The 15,737-nt window shown below is 70.9% G+C and carries 15 protein-coding genes; 7 read left to right on the forward strand and 8 right to left on the reverse strand.

The window, feature by feature from the left end:
- Positions 1-2: 2 nt before the first annotated feature.
- Complete coding sequence (locus tag GH747_RS06895; RefSeq protein ID WP_149768857.1) at positions 3-1,352, forward strand: M15 family metallopeptidase; 1,350 nt, start codon at positions 3-5, stop codon at positions 1,350-1,352.
- A gap of 45 nt (positions 1,353-1,397) precedes the next feature.
- On the opposite strand, the gene GH747_RS06900 is transcribed toward GH747_RS06895, so the two are convergent.
- The 3 genes from GH747_RS06900 to rsgA form a co-directional block, all read right to left on the reverse strand.
- On the reverse strand, positions 1,398-1,838 hold the full coding sequence (locus tag GH747_RS06900) for a DUF4259 domain-containing protein (RefSeq protein ID WP_149768858.1): 441 nt from the start codon (positions 1,836-1,838) through the stop codon (positions 1,398-1,400).
- Positions 1,839-1,841: 3 nt separating this feature from the next.
- Positions 1,842-3,107, reverse strand: coding sequence for a hypothetical protein (locus tag GH747_RS06905; protein WP_149768859.1), 1,266 nt, complete (start codon positions 3,105-3,107; stop codon positions 1,842-1,844).
- Positions 3,108-3,238: 131 nt separating this feature from the next.
- Positions 3,239-4,243 (reverse strand): ribosome small subunit-dependent GTPase A, encoded by a 1,005-nt coding sequence (rsgA, locus tag GH747_RS06910; RefSeq protein WP_163695364.1) that lies wholly within the window; start codon positions 4,241-4,243, stop codon positions 3,239-3,241.
- A 96-nt stretch (positions 4,244-4,339) separates the two neighbouring features.
- Between rsgA and GH747_RS06915 the strand changes: the two genes are divergently transcribed.
- On the forward strand, positions 4,340-5,986 hold the full coding sequence (locus GH747_RS06915) for an acyl-CoA dehydrogenase family protein (RefSeq protein WP_149768861.1): 1,647 nt from the start codon (positions 4,340-4,342) through the stop codon (positions 5,984-5,986).
- Between the two features lie 30 nt (positions 5,987-6,016).
- On the opposite strand, the gene GH747_RS06920 is transcribed toward GH747_RS06915, so the two are convergent.
- Positions 6,017-6,451 (reverse strand): SRPBCC family protein, encoded by a 435-nt coding sequence (locus GH747_RS06920; protein WP_149768862.1) that lies wholly within the window; start codon positions 6,449-6,451, stop codon positions 6,017-6,019.
- A 393-nt stretch (positions 6,452-6,844) separates the two neighbouring features.
- Between GH747_RS06920 and GH747_RS06925 the strand changes: the two genes are divergently transcribed.
- The 3 genes from GH747_RS06925 to GH747_RS06935 all read left to right on the forward strand — a co-directional run bounded on the left by GH747_RS06925 (position 6,845) and on the right by GH747_RS06935 (position 10,229).
- Complete coding sequence (locus GH747_RS06925; protein WP_149768863.1) at positions 6,845-8,527, forward strand: nitrite/sulfite reductase; 1,683 nt, start codon at positions 6,845-6,847, stop codon at positions 8,525-8,527.
- A 151-nt stretch (positions 8,528-8,678) separates the two neighbouring features.
- The gene (locus tag GH747_RS06930) at positions 8,679-9,404 is read left to right on the forward strand and encodes a phosphoadenylyl-sulfate reductase (RefSeq protein WP_149768864.1); all 726 of its coding nucleotides are present in this window, start codon (positions 8,679-8,681) and stop codon (positions 9,402-9,404) included.
- 75 nt (positions 9,405-9,479) lie between these two features.
- Positions 9,480-10,229: a sirohydrochlorin chelatase gene (locus GH747_RS06935; protein WP_149768865.1), complete on the forward strand. Its 750-nt coding sequence runs from the start codon at positions 9,480-9,482 to the stop codon at positions 10,227-10,229.
- Positions 10,230-10,316: 87 nt separating this feature from the next.
- Here GH747_RS06935 and GH747_RS06940 read toward each other — a convergent pair whose 3' ends face one another.
- Positions 10,317-11,177 (reverse strand): PPK2 family polyphosphate kinase, encoded by an 861-nt coding sequence (locus GH747_RS06940; RefSeq protein ID WP_149768866.1) that lies wholly within the window; start codon positions 11,175-11,177, stop codon positions 10,317-10,319.
- A 115-nt stretch (positions 11,178-11,292) separates the two neighbouring features.
- Between GH747_RS06940 and GH747_RS06945 the strand changes: the two genes are divergently transcribed.
- Both GH747_RS06945 and msrB read left to right on the forward strand, forming a co-directional pair.
- Positions 11,293-11,850, forward strand: a complete 558-nt coding sequence (locus GH747_RS06945) for a hypothetical protein (RefSeq protein WP_149768867.1) — start codon at positions 11,293-11,295, stop codon at positions 11,848-11,850.
- A 64-nt stretch (positions 11,851-11,914) separates the two neighbouring features.
- A complete protein-coding gene (gene msrB / locus GH747_RS06950) occupies positions 11,915-12,322 on the forward strand; it encodes a peptide-methionine (R)-S-oxide reductase MsrB (protein ID WP_149768868.1) in 408 nt (135 codons plus the stop codon).
- Between the two features lie 12 nt (positions 12,323-12,334).
- Here the strand turns inward: msrB and hemQ are convergent, their stop codons facing one another.
- The 3 genes from hemQ to hemE are packed head-to-tail and all read right to left on the reverse strand — an operon-like array spanning position 12,335 to position 15,682.
- The gene (gene hemQ / locus GH747_RS06955; RefSeq protein ID WP_149768869.1) at positions 12,335-13,036 is read right to left on the reverse strand and encodes a hydrogen peroxide-dependent heme synthase; all 702 of its coding nucleotides are present in this window, start codon (positions 13,034-13,036) and stop codon (positions 12,335-12,337) included.
- A 4-nt stretch (positions 13,037-13,040) separates the two neighbouring features.
- Positions 13,041-14,453: a protoporphyrinogen oxidase gene (gene hemG, locus GH747_RS06960; RefSeq protein ID WP_149768870.1), complete on the reverse strand. Its 1,413-nt coding sequence runs from the start codon at positions 14,451-14,453 to the stop codon at positions 13,041-13,043.
- Between the two features lie 11 nt (positions 14,454-14,464).
- Positions 14,465-15,682, reverse strand: coding sequence for a uroporphyrinogen decarboxylase (hemE, locus tag GH747_RS06965; protein ID WP_228552813.1), 1,218 nt, complete (start codon positions 15,680-15,682; stop codon positions 14,465-14,467).
- Positions 15,683-15,737 lie beyond the last annotated feature (55 nt).

Raw genomic sequence — 15,737 nt, forward strand, 5'->3', positions numbered from 1 at the left:
AGGTGACCCCTGGCCGCGTCCTCCTCTCCCTGCTCGGGCTCCTCCTCGTCGGCAGCCTGCTGGTCGCGTCACCCGCGTCGGCAGCGCCACCCGACCTCGTGGTGAGCGCCCCGGCAACCGCGTACGCCGGCACGACCGTCACGATCTCAGGCACCACCTCCGACACCGGCGCGCCGATCCGGCTGGACCGTCGCGACCGGGTGGGCACCTGGGTCCAGGTCGCGACGACCGCACCTGCTGCGGACGGGTCGTTCGCCCTGCGCGTCACGGCCGACCCCGGCACGCAGCGGTTCCGCGTCGTCCAGGCCACCGGCGGCGGCACCGCGGTCCGCGAGCTCGCGGTCACGGGGAACGCCGCACCGTCGCGGGTAGCCCTGGGTGGCGCCACCCGCGTCGCCGACGGGAACACCGCGACCCTGCAGGTCCGGTGGACGACCAGCGACGGGCGACCGGTGACCGGCACCACGCAGCTGTGGGCGCGGCGACGCAGCTCGACGACGTGGGAGCACCGCTCGACGTTCACCGTCCGTGCCGGCGCTGCCGCCGTACGCGTCCGCCCGCGTGTGGACGTCGTCTACCGGGTCCGCGTCGGTGCGACGCCGTACGCCCGCACCGCTTGGTCGGCGACGCGCACGATCGACAACATTCCGCCGGGCTACGTGTTCCGACGCCCCGCCAAGGCGCCCGCTCCGCGCATCAGGCTCCGCGCGCAGCCTCGCGCGACGAAGGCCGGGGCAGCAGTGACGGTCAGCCGCATCTCCGACTCGGTGTGGCGCTCGATGACCGGACGCACGTGGCACCGTGGCTGCCCGGTCGGCCGGTCGTCGCTGCGGCTCGTGCGCACGAACTACTACGCGTACGACGGCTACCGCCGTCGCGGCGAGATCGTCGTCCACAAGAGCGTCGCGAAGGCCACGAAGCGTGTCTTCCAGGACCTGCACGCGGCGAAGGCGCCGATCCGCTCGCTCTACCGGGTCGACCGGTTCGGCTGGTCCCGTCGGCTCCGCGGCGGCAACGACCTGAAGTCGATGGCCGCCGGCAACTCGTCCGGGTTCAACTGCCGCGGCGTCGTCGGGCGGCCGTCGACCCGCAGTCCGCACAGCACCGGCCGCAGCCTCGACATCAACCCGTGGGAGAACCCGTACCGGTCCGCCTGGGGCATCCTCCCCAACCGGACCTGGGACGCCCGGCGGTCCCCGTCACGCGTCGTCTACCGCAGCCGCAGCCACACGGTGGTGCGCATCATGGCGCGCCACGGGTTCTGGTGGATGGGTCGCTCCGACTGGCAGCACTTCCAGTACTCCGGCCGGGGAGCCCGGACGCTCCCGCCGCCGGCGACGTTCCTGGACTAGTGGCCGCGGGCAGGGTTCACCAGCGATCGCCCTCCGATGGTGGATTCATTGCGGTTCGGCCAGTGCGTCCCGCACGGCTGAGACTTCGCGCAGGTATTCGGCGTGCTCCGCTGCGGAGCGCCACAACGCCTTCTTACGCTTCCACCGCTGCTGTGCGTGCGGAAGGCAGACAAGCCTGACGACCTCGCGCGCGGACGAGACGAGGTGCGGGTCGGCGTCTAGCAATGCCGGTTCCCAGTCTTGCGGCCCGTACACGTCCATCTCCGCCAGCTCGAGGTCCGTTCCGAGGGAGAGTGCGACAAGCGCCGCAGCCGCCACCGCGACGAGAACATCGCCCCGATCCGCCTTCGTGGGATCGTTGAGAACGGTGTCGATCGCCTGAGCGAGGACGCTTCGCACCTCGCGGGCCGTCTCCGCGTCATCGACCTCGAAGGCGAGGTCGGCGGCGTCGTCGTTCCCGAACACACCCATAGCCCAAACACCCATGGCTCAGGACCCGCTTCCTGCCAGTGCACGCTCCAACGCGGTTCGCGACGACTCCAGCGCCTCGATCACGTCGAAGCAGTCGGTCGGGTCCTCTAGGAGGTTCGCCCACGCTTCGGGATCGCTGGCCTCGGCGACGTCCGCGATCACCCGGTGCGCGCGAGTGATCAGCTCGCGCGAGGGTGCCCACGAACCCGGCCCCCAACGCGACGGCCCCGTGTATGTCAGCTCTAGGGGCGTACCGAATGCGCCATTCAGCGTGGGCGGTTCCTCGAAGACTGCTCCGAGCGCCGCGGCCACGACCGCTGCCGCGGCGATGCTCGCCCGGACTGTGTCACGCTCGGCGCCGACGAGCTCGATTCGTGCCAGGGCCGGGTCCACGATGGCCGCCACGTCGCCTGGAGTGGCGGCCCGTTCGACCCGTTCGACCACCTCCATGGCGGCCGCACTACCGAACGGACCGAAGCTCCAGAAGCTCTCCAGCGGCTCACCGTCGAACCAGTCGTCGGGCAGCGGGAAGGCGCGATCCACCGCCTCACGATCAATGTTCGTTCGACCCATGACGAGGAACCGGTCGGCGTCGACCTGCGTCGCCAGCTCCGGCTCGTCCACCTGCGGGCAGTCGTCGAAGGACACCATCTCGAGGCGATGAGCGCGATCAACCAGGTGACGGAGCCCACGCAGGTGCCCGACTCGCCACACCTCGAGCGTCTTCAGATCGACAGCCCGTTCGATCCACCCGAAGTCGAACTCCGGCATGCGGTAGAGCTGGATCGCCGTCAGCGAACCGAGCGGCATCGACGCCGGCATGCCGGCGATGCCCTTCGACGCGCGCCAGATGTGCAGTCGCTCCAGCGGAGCCCGGACGAGGTCGAGGTCGTGCTCGGTCGCGTGCTGCAGTTCGAGCGTTCGAAGGTGGGGATTCGCCAGCGCCGAGACGACGTGGTGACCGCTTTGCCGCGGTGACGGCAGCACGAAACGCTGGAGCCTGTGCAACCCCGCGAGGTCAAGCTCCGCGGTGGGAACCGCGCCCGCGAGATCCAGCACCTCCAAATGGTCGGCGGCCTCCAGTACCGAGAAGTCGGCCCGCACCTTGCTGCCCTCGGGAACCTCGATCACCTCAAGCTGCCTAATGACCGGAGCCAGGAAGTCCAGCGAGCGCACGCCTCGGGGCAGTGTCAGAACCTCCACCCCGCGGACCTCGCTCAAGTCCTCCGCGGAGGGCAACTCACCACGGATGGTCAGCATCGCATCGCCTTGCATCGAAACCACGTCCGATCCTCCCCATCACGCCTTCGGTGCTCGCTACGCGGGTAGGCGCCTGTACGTCACGTCAACCTGGCGTTGATCGTATTGTCGGGCCTCTGCGTAACCACCGGGAGATCTGAGCCCCTACGGCGCGCTCAGTGGCCGCGGGCGCGCCTGAACCGGCGCTGCTCGCGCGTCGTACGCCGCACCTGCCGGTTCTGCTCGGCGGCGAGACGTGCGTCGGTGCGACGCTCCAGCCACTCCGCCTCGCGCTGCAGCGCGCGCCAGCTCTCGTACCGGCGCAGCGTCAGCGTGCCTCCGTCGAGCGCTCCACGTACGGCGCATCCCGGCTCGACCTGGTGCGTGCAGTCACCGAACCGGCACGACCGCGCGAGCTCCTCGACGTCGGCGAACGCGTGGGACAGGCCCGCGGAATCCGTCACGCCGACGCCGCGCAGCCCCGGTGTGTCGACGATCCATCCACCGCCGGGGAGGGCGACGAGCTCTCGCCGCACCGTCGTGTGGCGGCCACGCCCGTCGGACCGGATCGCCGACGTCGCCACCACCTCGTCGCCGACGAGGGCGTTCACCAGCGATGACTTGCCGGCACCCGAAGACCCGACGAGGGCCAGGGTCCCACCGGTCGACGCCAGCGCGGCGACCTCGGCGACCCCCACCCCCGTCCGCGCGCTGCACACGATCGTCTCCGCGCCCAGCTGGGTCGTGATGTCGTGGGCCACGTCGTCGGCATCAGGGGCGACGTCGGCCTTGGTGAGCACGACGTGCACGGCAGCGCCGCTGGACCATGCCACGACCAGGAGCCGCTCGACCTTCTCGAGGGACGGCATCTGGTCCAGGCCGACGACGACGGCGACCACGTCGACGTTCGCCGCCAGCGGCTGGTGACGGGACGAACCGCCCGGCTCGGCGCGCTCCAGGAGCGTCCGCCGCGGGGCGACGTCGGTGACCGCGACGTCGTCGCCCGTCCGCACCAGGACCACCCAGTCGCCGACGCACGGCGCGTCCAGCGGGTCGGACACGGGGACGGCGACGCGTGCCGTCGTCACGCCACCCTCGGCGTCGACGACGCGGACGCTCCCGCGGTCGCCGCGCACGACTCGTCCTGTCCAGGCGTCCGCCTGCCCGTTGCTCGACTCCACCCGCCGACCGTACGTACGCGGAGGGCCCGGCGCGACTGATTTTGACGGTGGCGGCACGGCGTCCCGTCCGAGTGAGCGACCGCTTACCCTGGTGCCATGGACCCGTTGCAGCGCACTCCGCACAACCAGGCCGCACCCCTCGTGGGGTACAACACCGTGCGCGCCGACGCCGCGCTCGTCGGTGCCGTGCGGGCGTTCGCCGGCAAGGACGCCGACGTGGTCCTCAAGTCGTTGATGCCGGTCGGACGGCTCGCCGGCTCTGCCGAGGCGCGCGAGCACGGCATGCTCGCCAACCAGAACGAGCCCGTGCTGCGCCCGGTCGACCGGTACGGCCAGCGGGTCGACGAGGTCGAGTTCCACCCCTCGTGGCACTGGATGATGAAGAGGGGCACGCAGTTCGGCCTGCACGCGACCCCGTGGGTCAGCGAGGAGCCGAAGCCGCACCTGCGCCGCGCCGCCGCGTACATCGCCTGGACGCACAACGAGCCCGGTCACGGGTGCCCGCTGACGATGACCTACGCGGCCGTCCCCGCGCTGCGCGCCGACGACGCCCAGTCGAAGCAGTGGACGCCGCTGCTCGCGTCGACCGAGTACGACTTCGGCCTGCGCAACCCGGCCGAGAAGCGGGGCATCCTCGCCGGCATGGGGATGACGGAGAAGCAGGGCGGCTCCGACGTCCGGACCAACGTGACGACCGCGACCCCGACCGACGTCGACGGCGAGTACGTCCTGCACGGGCACAAGTGGTTCACCAGCGCCCCGATGAACGACCTGTTCCTCGTGCTCGCCCAGGCGCCCGGCGGCGTGACCTGCTTCGTGGTGCCCCGTGTGCTCCCCGACGGGACCCGCAACCCGCTGCAGGTCGTACGCCTCAAGGAGAAGCTCGGCAACCGCTCCAACGCGTCCAGCGAGCTCGAGTTCGCCGGGACCTGGGCGGTCCGACTCGGTGACGAGGGTCGCGGTGTCAGGACGATCATCGAGATGGTCGCCTCCACACGGCTCGACTGCGTCCTCGGCTCGGCGTCGCTGATGCGCCGCTCGGTGGCCGAGGCGACCTGGCACGCCTCGCAGCGCAGCGCGTTCGGCGGGCTGCTGTCGGAGAAGCCGGCGATGCAGAACGTCCTCGCCGACCTGGCCGTCGAGTCAGAGGCCGCGACGTTGCTCGCCCTGCGGATGGCTTCGAGCGTCGAGCGACCCGACGACGAGCACGAGCGGGCGCTGCGCCGGATCGCACTGCCCATCGCGAAGTTCTGGGTGTGCAAGCGCACCCCGTTCCACGTCGCGGAGGCGCTGGAGGTGCTCGGCGGCAACGGGTACGTCGAGGAGTCGGGCATGCCGCTGCTCTTCCGCGAGTCGCCGCTCAACTCGATCTGGGAGGGCAGCGGGAACGTCAACGCCCTCGACGTCCTGCGCGCGCTCCAGCGGGAGCCCGAGGCGCTCGAGGCGTGGCTCAACGAGGTCGGGACGGTGCGCGGCCGCTACACAGCGCTCGATGCCGCGATCACCGACGTTCTCGACGAGCTGAGCGACCTCACGGAGCTCGAGTTCCGCGCCCGGCGCATCGCGGGCCGGATGGCAGCCGTCCTGCAGGCGTCGCTGCTGATCCGCTTCGGCGACCCCGCCGTGGCGGACGCCTTCGTGGCCTCACGCATCGCGGGCGACTGGGCGGGCACCTTCGGGACGCTCCCCCGCGGTGTCGACGCGGCCCACATCGCGCGGCGGGCGACCCCGAGGGTCTCCTGACACTCGCTCAGAGCGGGCAGGAGGCGGTCGTCACAGCGCGTCGAGCGTGCCGCGCATCGTCCGGACCGTCTTCTCCGCGAGGCGTTCGAGCGGAATGCGGAGGACTGCGTCGGGGATCTTGCCGACGACACCGTGGAAGGCGAAGTCGGCGGTGTAGCTGACCTGCGTCCCCTCGCCCACCGCGGCGAACACCATGTGGTCCTGCGTGGTGACGGAGTCGTTGCGTCCGGTGACCTCGAAAACCGCCTGCGGCTCGAGTCGCGTGGTCTCGTACGTCAGCTCGACGGACTTGCCCAGGAACTTCGACACGTTGCGGTAGCGCGTACCGACGCCGCCGTCGCCTGAGAGGCGGGTCGTCTCGACCGTGCCCGGGTCCCACTGCTCGGTGGTCGTGAAGTCGCTCAGGTACGCGAAGACGATCGGGAGCGGCGTGTCGACGGTGAACGTGCGGGAGACTGCGACCATGCCGAAACGCTAGGCGCGCGGGGCTCCCGCGTCCGATCGCCGCCGGTCGAGGTTTCGATCAGCCGTTGCGTTAACACGACCGACTTTGTGGCTGCGGTCACATCGACCCCTCAAGATCGCTGGAACGACGGGGACCGACCCGAACGTCGTCTCACGATGTGGCGCAATGTCTCACATCGCGAGACCTACCGTTGCCCTCGGGCCGGTCCGCACCACAGACTTACGACCATGCTCACAGCGCAGACCACACACCTGGCGGCCCGTCGCCACGTGGACTTCGGTCGTATGCGCAGCATGATGTGTCGTTGCGCCTGATCCCCCGGCCCCGGCCTCTGAGTGCCGGACACGACCATCAGCCTCCCCCTCCTCGAGCATTCTTCGACAGGACGTCTCATGACTGCGACCACCGACGCCCCCGTACGCGCTGCGCGCCCTCGCCGTAAGAAGGGTGAGGGCCAGTGGGCTCTCGGATACCGCGAGCCCCTGAACGCCAACGAGCAGTCCAAGAAGGACGACAACCCGCTCAACGTCCGGGCGCGCATCGAGAACATCTACGCCCACGGGGGCTTCGACTCGATCGACAAGGCCGACCTGCGTGGCCGCTTCCGCTGGTGGGGGCTCTACACCCAGCGCAAGCCCGGGATCGACGGCGGCAAGACCGCGACCCTGGAGCCGGAGGAGCTCGAGGACTCCTACTTCATGCTGCGGGTCCGCATCGACGGCGGCCAGCTCGACCTCGCACAACTGCGGACGGTCGCCGGCATCTCGACCGAGTTCGGTCGCGACACCGCTGACCTGACCGACCGCCAGAACGTCCAGTACCACTGGATCCGCGTCGAGGACATGCCCGAGATCTGGGACCGCCTCGAGTCCGTCGGCCTGTCGACGCAGGAGGCCTGCGGCGACTGCCCGCGCGTGATCCTCGGGTCCCCCGTCGCCGGCATCGCCTCCGACGAGATCATCGACGGCACGTGGGCGGTGGAGGAGATCGAGCGCCGCTACATCGGCGACCCCGAGTTCTCCAACCTGCCGCGCAAGTTCAAGACCGCGATCAGCGGCCACCCGAGCCACGACGTCGTCCCGCAGATCAACGACGTCGCGTTCACCGGCGTGGTCCACCCCGACCACGGCCCCGGCTTCGACCTCCTGGTCGGCGGCGGCCTCTCGACCAACCCGATGCTCGCCCAGCGTCTCGGCGCATGGGTGCCCCTCGAGGAGATCCCCGAGGTCTGGAAGGGCATCGTGTCGGTCTTCCGCGACTACGGCTACCGCCGCCTGCGGACCCGCGCACGCATCAAGTTCCTGATCGCGGACTGGGGGCCGGAGAAGTTCCGCGACGTCCTCGAGAACGAGTACCTCAAGCGCAAGCTGGTCGACGGCCCCGAGGCACCCGCGCCCCAGACTCCCGGCGACCACGTCGGCGTCCACCAGCAGAAGGACGGCAACTTCTACGTCGGCGTCGCCCCGAAGGTCGGCCGGGTCACCGGCACGGTCCTCTCGCAGCTCGCTGACGTCGTCGAGGCCCACGGCAGCAACCGCATCCGTACGACCGCCCAGCAGAAGCTGCTCGTCCTCGACGTCGCGCCCGACAAGGTCGACTCGCTCGTCGCCGCACTCGACGAGATCGGCCTCGAGGCGAACCCGTCGGCGTGGCGCCGCAACACGATGGCCTGCACCGGCATCGAGTTCTGCAAGCTCGCGATCGTCGACACCAAGAACCGCGCCGAGCTGCTGATCGAGGAGATGCAGCACCGCATCCCCGAGCTCGACGAGCCGATCACGATCAACGTCAACGGCTGCCCCAACTCGTGCGCCCGGATCCAGACCGCCGACATCGGCCTGAAGGGCCAGCTGGTGCTCGACGAGGGCCAGCAGGTCGAAGGCTTCCAGGTGCACCTCGGCGGCGCGCTCGGCCTCACCCCCGGCTTCGGCCGCAAGCTGCGCGCCCACAAGGTGACCGCGGCCGGGCTCCCCGACTACGTCGAGGGCGTCGTACGCGGCTACCTCAAGGAGCGCGAGGCGGGCGAGTCGTTCGCGCAGTGGGTCGCTCGCGCCGAGGAGGACGCGCTGCGATGAGCAACCGCGCGGTTCCGTTCCACTGCCCGTACTGCGGCGACGAGGACCTCCGTCCTCACGGCACGCAGCACGGAGCCTGGGAGTGCCGCGCCTGCCTTCGAGCCTTCTCGCTCTCGTTCATCGGACTGATCAAACCTGGAGGTGACAACGCATGACCACGATCTCAGTACGCGACGACGTGCCCGCCCGCTCCGCCGAGGAGCTGGAGGAGCTCGCCCGCATCGCCGGACCGGAGCTCGAGCTCGCCCCGGCCGAGCTCATCGTGCAGTGGGCAGTCCAGCAGTTCGGTGAGCGCTTCTGTGTGACCTCGTCGATGGGTGATGCGGTGCTCGCCGACATCGCCGGCAAGGTCGCTCCGGGTCTCGACGTCGTGTTCCTGGACACCGGCTACCACTTCGCCGAGACCATCGGCACTCGCGACGCGGTCGAGGCGACGATGCCCGTCAACCTCCTCACGATCACGCCGGTGCAGAGCGTCGCCGAGCAGGACGCCACCCACGGCAAGGACCTGTTCCGCACGAACCCCGACCTGTGCTGCGCGCTGCGCAAGGTGCAGCCGCTGCAGGACGCCCTCTCCGGCTACGACGCGTGGGCGACCGGCCTGCGCCGCGACGAGACCCACAGCCGGGTCATCGCGCCGGTCGTCGGCTGGGACGCCCGCAAGGGCAAGGTCAAGGTCTCACCGCTCGCGCGGTGGACCGCCGACGACGTCGACCGCTACATCGCCGAGAACGGCGTGCTGGTGAACCCCCTCCAGTACGACGGCTACCCGTCGATCGGCTGCTGGCCCTGCACTCAACGGGTCGCACCGGGCGAGGACGCCCGCAGCGGCCGCTGGGCCGGCACCGGCAAGAACGAGTGCGGCATCCACCTCTAAGACCGAACCAACCGCTGGTCGAGGCGCCAGGCGACCGAGACCACCCCCACACCCTCCCGGAAGGAGGAATGCACCATGACCGCCCCGGCACTCATCACGCTCGCTCACGGAAGCCGTGATCCTCGCTCGGCCGCAACCATCGCATCACTGACGGAGTTGGTCCGGTGCATGCGTCCGGACCTGCGTGTCGAGGAGTCGTTCCTGGAGCTCTCCGACCCGTCCCCGCTGACGGTCGCCGACCGGCTCGTGGCCGAGGGCTTCGACGAGATCGTCGTCATCCCGCTCCTGCTGACGCAGGCGTACCACGCGAACGTCGACGTGCCGCAGGTGCTCGAGGCGATCCGCCAGCGCCACCCGCACGTCAGCGTCATCGCGACCGACGTGCTCGGCATCCACAAGAGCTTCCTCGGCGTGCTGGATCTTCGTCTGCGTGCCGCGCTGCGCGAGGCACGGGCCACCGAGCTCGACGCGCTGGTGCTGGCGTCGGCCGGGTCCTCCGACCCGCTCGCCAACGCCCACGTCGCCCGGGTCGCCCGGGCGTGGGGTGCGCGCCACAAGCTGCCGGTGCTCGCGGCGTTCGCGTCGACGGCTCCGCCGGCGACCGGCGAGGCGGTGCGGCAGCTGCGCAACGACGGCAAGCGCCACATCGCCGTCGGGTCGCTGTTCCTCGCACCGGGCTTCCTCCCCGACCGGGCGGCCGAGCTCGCGCTCGAGGCCGGCGCCGTCGCCGTGTCCGACCCGCTCGGAGCGTCGCCGGAGCTGGCGCACGTGATCCTGGCGCGCTACGCGGTGGGCGCCGTCGACCTGGTGCCCATTCCAGTCTGAGGAGCAGCCCGGCCTGAGTCGCCGTCGCACCGTGTGAGCTGGTGCGGGTCTCCCCCGACGGAGAACCCGCACCAGCTCACAGCGCGGTCACGAGCCGACGTCGGCCGTGGCGTCGAGGCGCTCGCGCTCCACATCGACGTCGAAGTCCGCCTTCGGCCAGGCCGGCGCGACGTCGGCGAGGTGCTCGGCGAGCAGCTGCGCGACCGCCCAGTTGCGATACCACTTGCGACCGCTCGGGACGACGAACCAGGGCGCCGCGTCCGTCGAGCACCGCTCGAGCGCCGTCTCGTACGCCTGCTGGTAGCGCGGCCAGAGCATGCGCTCGTCCACGTCGGCGGCGTTGTACTTCCAGTGCTTCGTCGGGTCGTCGAGCCGGGCGCGCAGCCGTTCGAGCTGGTCGTCGGGCGAGATGTGGAGGAAGCACTTCACGACGGTGCAGCCCGAGTCGGCGAGCTCCTGCTCGAACGCGTTGATCGCGTCGTAGCGCCGCTCGATCTCACTGGGCTCGGCCAGCGCGCGCACCCGCGCGATCAGCACGTCCTCGTAGTGCGAGCGGTCGAAGATCCCGACCTCGCCGGACTTCGGGAGCGCCCGCTCGATCCGCCACAGGAAGTCGTGCTCGAGCTCCTCGGCGGTCGGCGCCTTGAACGAGGTCAGGCGTACGCCCTGCGGGTCGAGCAGACCGACCGCGTGGCGTACGGTCCCGCCCTTGCCCGAGGTGTCCATCCCCTGCAGCACGAGCAGCACCCGGCCGTCGCCCGTGCCGGTGAGGCCACCGGCGTACAGGCGCTCCTGGTGGTCCGACAGGCCGCCCGCGATCGCCTCCATCGCCGCCGGCTGGTCCTTCTTGCCTCCGTGGAAGCCCGGGGTCGCCCGCGAGTCGTACGTCGTGAGGTCCACCGGCCCTCCGGGGAGCCTCAGGGTCTCGGTCAGACTCGTCGTCGTCATGCGTCGCAGTATGCCCCGCATCCACCCGCCCGGACAGCCCACGAGGGGCCGCGCGGCGGTAGGCTGAGAACGTTCCGCCGTGAGTCCACGGACTCGTGACGAAAGGCAGCAGCTGATGACCGAGCCCACCCCGGACACCCGCACCCCGTACGACGTGGCGGTGCTGTTCGAGCAGGAGCTCTCCGCGCTCGACGCACAGCAGCTCACGTCCTTGCACGAGGGCCTCGACGACCCTGTCGTCTACCACCTGCTGCTGCCCATCGAGGACGCTGCCGCCACCATGGCGACGTCGCTCGGCGTGCTCGGCGGCGCCGATCTGGCGATGCCGGACGCGCGCTCGATCGGCGACATCGACAAGGCGGTCACCGAGGCCGGCGAGGACTCGCTTCGGCGCTCGATCGACCTCGTCGTGGCCGCCGGCAACGCCGACACCTCCGCCCGCGGCACCCTGACCCGTGACGACCCGGTCAACGCCCTCGCCGACCTGGTGACCGAGGTGGGCGCCGAGGAGGCCATCATCCTCACCACGTCGCACGTCTTCTCGTCGTTCTTCCACGTCGACTGGGCCTCCCGTGCCGAGCGCAAGCTCGACGTCCCGACGCTGCACCTCATCGAGCACGAGTCGTTCGACGCGCAGTCGTCCGGCGCCGGCGAGGGCGCGTCCCTGATCTGACCGCGCGCACGCCACGGGACGCCTCTCGCGCTCCGTGGCGTGCGCTCGTCCGTACGATGGAGACATGGCGTACGAGGTCGAGAAGACGGATGACGAGTGGCGTGTCGAGCTCACGCCCCAGGAGTTCCACGTGCTGCGCGAGGCCGGCACCGAGCGGCCCTTCAGCAGCTCCTACGAGACCGATGAGACGGCCGGCGTGTACGAGTGCCGGGCGTGTGGGGCCGAGCTGTTCCGCAGCGACACCAAGTTCGACGCGCACTGCGGCTGGCCTGCGTTCTTCTCCCCGCTGGCGGGCGACCGCGTCGAGCTGATCGAGGACGTCTCGCTCGGCATGCGCCGCGTCGAGGTCCGTTGCGCGCGGTGCGGCTCGCACCTCGGGCACGTGTTCGAGGGCGAGGGCTTCCCGACCCCGACGGACCAGCGCTACTGCATCAACGGCGTGAGCCTCAAGCTGGTCCCCGACGCGAGCTGACCCGCGCGAGGGTCAGGGCAGCGTGTCGACGATCTCGGCGACCGTCCGCAGGCGACCCGTGTAGAACGGGATCTCCTCGCGGACGTGCAGCCGAGCCTTCGACGCACGGAGGTCGCGCATGAGGTCGACGATGCGGTGCAGCTCGTCGGCCTCGAACGCGAGGAGCCACTCGTAGTCGCCCAGCGCGAACGCCGAGACCGTGTTGGCGCGCACGTCCTCGTACCCGGCGGCCATCATGCCGTGCTCGCGCAGCATCTCGCGGCGCTCGGCGTCGGGCAGGACGTACCAGTCGTAGGAGCGGACGAACGGGTAGACGCACAGGTACGCCTTGCCGCCGGGCTCGGACAGGAACGCCGGGGTGTGCGAGCGGTTGAACTCGGCCGGACGGTGCAGGCCCATCTGCGACCAGACCGGGGCCAGGCGCTCGCCCAGCGCCGTACGCCGGAACGCGTGGTAGGCGTCCTGCACGGCGTCAGCCGTCGGCGCGTGCCACCAGATCATGAGGTCGGCGTCGGCACGCAGCGCCGAGACGTCGTACAGACCACGCACCACGAGATCGGTGTCCGCGAGCTCGGCGAACAGCTCCTCGACCTCGGCGATCGCCTTCGACCGGTCAGCGACGTCACCGAACGGCGTCTCGAGCCGGAACACCGACCACGCCGTGTAGCGGATCGTCGCGTTCAGGGCCTCGTGGTCAACCTCGTGCGTGGTCATGTCCTCATTCTGCCTCTCGTCGCCGCGAGCTCTCGAGGTGGTCGATGATCTGCAGGGCGGCGGCCCGACCCGACGCGATGACGGCAGGGATCCCGACCCCGCCGTACGCGGCGCCGCACACCGCCAGCCCCGGCGTCCCCGCGACCGCCTCGTCGATCTGGGCGACGCGCGCGAGGTGCCCGACCGTGTACTGCGGGAGCCCGCCACCCCATCGCTGCACGTGCGCGTCGACGAGCGGGCCGCTGAGACCGATCGCGTCGCCCAGGTCGGCGACGGCCGTCGCGACGAGCTCGGAGTCGTCGCGCTGGAGCACGTGCTCCTCCCCCGCGCGTCCCAGCGACGCCCGCATCACGACGAGGTCGCCGGCGCGGCTGCCGAGCCACCCCCACTTGTTCGACGAGAACGTCGCGGCCTTGATGGAGCGGCCTTCGACCGGGGGGACGAGGAAACCTGACCCGCTCAGGTCCGACGCGATCTGGTCGCGGCGCACCGCCAGGGTCACGATCGCCATCGACGCGTAGTCGATCTCCCGCAGGACCCTGGCGGCGATCGGCACCGACGGGGCGAGCAGCCGTGCGGTCGGCGCTGCCGGCGTGGCGAGGACGACGGCATCGGCGTCGACCCTCTCCGCGGCGTTCGCAGGTCCGACGACGAGCCGCCACCGCCCGTCGGCACCTGCAGCGATCTCGCGAACGGTGGAACGCGTGCGTACGACGATGCTCGGGTGGCTGAGCACCTCGCGCGGCAGCTGCCACAGGCCGCCGTCGAGACCCGCGAAGACGGGCGGCAGGCCGGGTGACGCCGCAGCCGTCTGCTCCGCCGCCGCGTGCGCGATCCGGCTGCCGCGCTTGTGCAGGGCCCAGATCGCGGGTGCGGCCGCCTGGACGGAGAGCTCGTTCGCATGGCCCGCGTAGACGCCGCCGAGCAGCGGCTCCACGAGGACGTCGACGACCTCGCGGCCGAGTCGGCGCCCCACGTAGGAAGCGACCGACACGTCGTCCGACGGGGTCGGCACGGGCAGGTCGGCCCGGGCACGGACCAGCCCCGCGCGGCTCAGCACCCGGCTGTCGGCCAGGGCCGCCATGCTGCTCGGGACCCCCATCACCGACGGCGGCAGCGAACGCAACGCGCTGCGTGTCCAGAGCGCGGCGCTGACCGGTTCGGGATGGACGAGGCGCTCGCCCAGCCCCACCTCCCGGGCGAGCGCGACCGCTTCGGGCCGCCGGTTCAGCATCGACTCGGCTCCGACGTCGACCGTGACGCCGCCGACCTCCGCGCCGGCGAGCTTGCCGCCGGCGTGGTCCGTCGACTCGTACACGGTGACGACCGCGTCGGGCAACCGCGTGGCGACCTCGCGGGCAGCCGTGGCGCCGGCGAGACCGCCACCGACGACCGCGACGTGCACGGAGGAGCTCATGCGCCGTCCCTTCAGCGAACCTCGTACGCGTGGACGTGGTCGACCAGGCGTGCCAACGCGTCAGGGTCGGTCGCCGGGAGGACGCCGTGGCCGAGGTTGAACACGTGGCCCCGCGCCTTGCTCCCCGCCTTGAGGACAGCGTCCGCCTTGGCCTTAATGATGTCGTCCGGAGCGAAGAGGACCGTCGGGTCCAGGTTGCCCTGGACGGCGCGCTTCGAGCCGACGCGCTTGATGCCGTCGGCGAGATCGACGCGCCAGTCGACACCGACGACGTCGGCACCCGCGTCCGCCATCTCGCCGAGGAGCTCGCCCGTGCCCACGCCGAAGTGGATCCGCGGCACCTCGAGGTCGGCTACGGCGTCGAGCACCTCGGCGGCGTACGGCTTCACGTAGCGCTCGTAGTCGTCGCGCGACAGGGAGCCGGCCCACGAGTCGAACAGCTGGACGGCCTGCGCACCGGCTTGAACCTGGACGCGCAGGAAGGCCGCCGCGATCTTCGCGAGCCGGCCGAGGAGGGCGTCCCAGGTGTCGGGGTCGCGGTACATCAGCTCCTTGGTGAGCCGGTGGTCGCGCGACGGGCCGCCCTCGATCAGGTACGACGCCAGCGTGAACGGCGCTCCGGAGAACCCGATGAGTGGCGTGCCCTTGAGCTCACCGACGAGTCCGCGGACGGCTTCGGTGACGTACGAGACGTCGTCCGGCTCGAGGTCACGGAGCTGCGACTCGACGTCCTTGACGGAGCGGATCGGGTTCTCGACGACCGGCCCGGTGCCCGGAACGATGTCGAGGTCGACCCCGATGGCCTTGAGGGGCACCACGATGTCGGAGTAGAAGATCGCCGCGTCGACGCCGTAGCGGCGCACCGGCTGCATCGTGATCTCCACGACCATCTCGGGGCGCGTGCACGACTCGAGCATCGGCACACCCTGGCGTACCTTCCGGTACTCCGGGAGCGACCGGCCCGCCTGGCGCATGAACCATACGGGGACGTGGCTGGGCTTCTCGCCCCGGCAGGCCGCGAGGAAGGCGCTGGCGGGTGCCCCCTCCGGCTTCGCGTCAGGTGCCTTCGGCTTGGCTGCCGTCTCCGACTTCGCTGCCTTCTCCGGCTTCGCTGCCTTCTCTGGCTTCGCGTCGGGTGCCTTCGGCTTGGTCGCCTTCTCTGGCTTCGCGGCGTCAGGCTTCACAGGTGTCGGCTCAGCGGACTTGTCGTCCTTCTGCGGGGCGCTCACACGTCGATCCTCGCAGGTCGCACGGCGCGTCGCTGCTCCAGGTCTGCGCCAGGGC

Origin of the sequence: Mumia xiangluensis (genome assembly GCF_010994095.1) — a bacterium.
Classification (GTDB): domain Bacteria; phylum Actinomycetota; class Actinomycetes; order Propionibacteriales; family Nocardioidaceae; genus Mumia; species Mumia xiangluensis.

What these genes read in the sequence shown, in the direction of transcription:
- GH747_RS06900 (WP_149768858.1), bottom strand. Translation starts at nt 1,838, where the DNA reads ATGGGTGTTTGGGCTATGGGTGTGTTCGGGAACGACGACGCCGCCGAC.
- GH747_RS06915 (WP_149768861.1), top strand. Translation starts at nt 4,340, where the DNA reads ATGGACCCGTTGCAGCGCACTCCGCACAACCAGGCCGCACCCCTCGTG.
- GH747_RS06920 (WP_149768862.1), bottom strand. Translation starts at nt 6,451, where the DNA reads ATGGTCGCAGTCTCCCGCACGTTCACCGTCGACACGCCGCTCCCGATC.
- GH747_RS06925 (WP_149768863.1), top strand. Translation starts at nt 6,845, where the DNA reads ATGACTGCGACCACCGACGCCCCCGTACGCGCTGCGCGCCCTCGCCGT.
- GH747_RS06930 (WP_149768864.1), top strand. Translation starts at nt 8,679, where the DNA reads ATGACCACGATCTCAGTACGCGACGACGTGCCCGCCCGCTCCGCCGAG.
- GH747_RS06935 (WP_149768865.1), top strand. Translation starts at nt 9,480, where the DNA reads ATGACCGCCCCGGCACTCATCACGCTCGCTCACGGAAGCCGTGATCCT.
- GH747_RS06940 (WP_149768866.1), bottom strand. Translation starts at nt 11,177, where the DNA reads ATGACGACGACGAGTCTGACCGAGACCCTGAGGCTCCCCGGAGGGCCG.
- GH747_RS06945 (WP_149768867.1), top strand. Translation starts at nt 11,293, where the DNA reads ATGACCGAGCCCACCCCGGACACCCGCACCCCGTACGACGTGGCGGTG.
- msrB (WP_149768868.1), top strand. Translation starts at nt 11,915, where the DNA reads ATGGCGTACGAGGTCGAGAAGACGGATGACGAGTGGCGTGTCGAGCTC.
- hemQ (WP_149768869.1), bottom strand. Translation starts at nt 13,036, where the DNA reads ATGACCACGCACGAGGTTGACCACGAGGCCCTGAACGCGACGATCCGC.
- hemG (WP_149768870.1), bottom strand. Translation starts at nt 14,453, where the DNA reads ATGAGCTCCTCCGTGCACGTCGCGGTCGTCGGTGGCGGTCTCGCCGGC.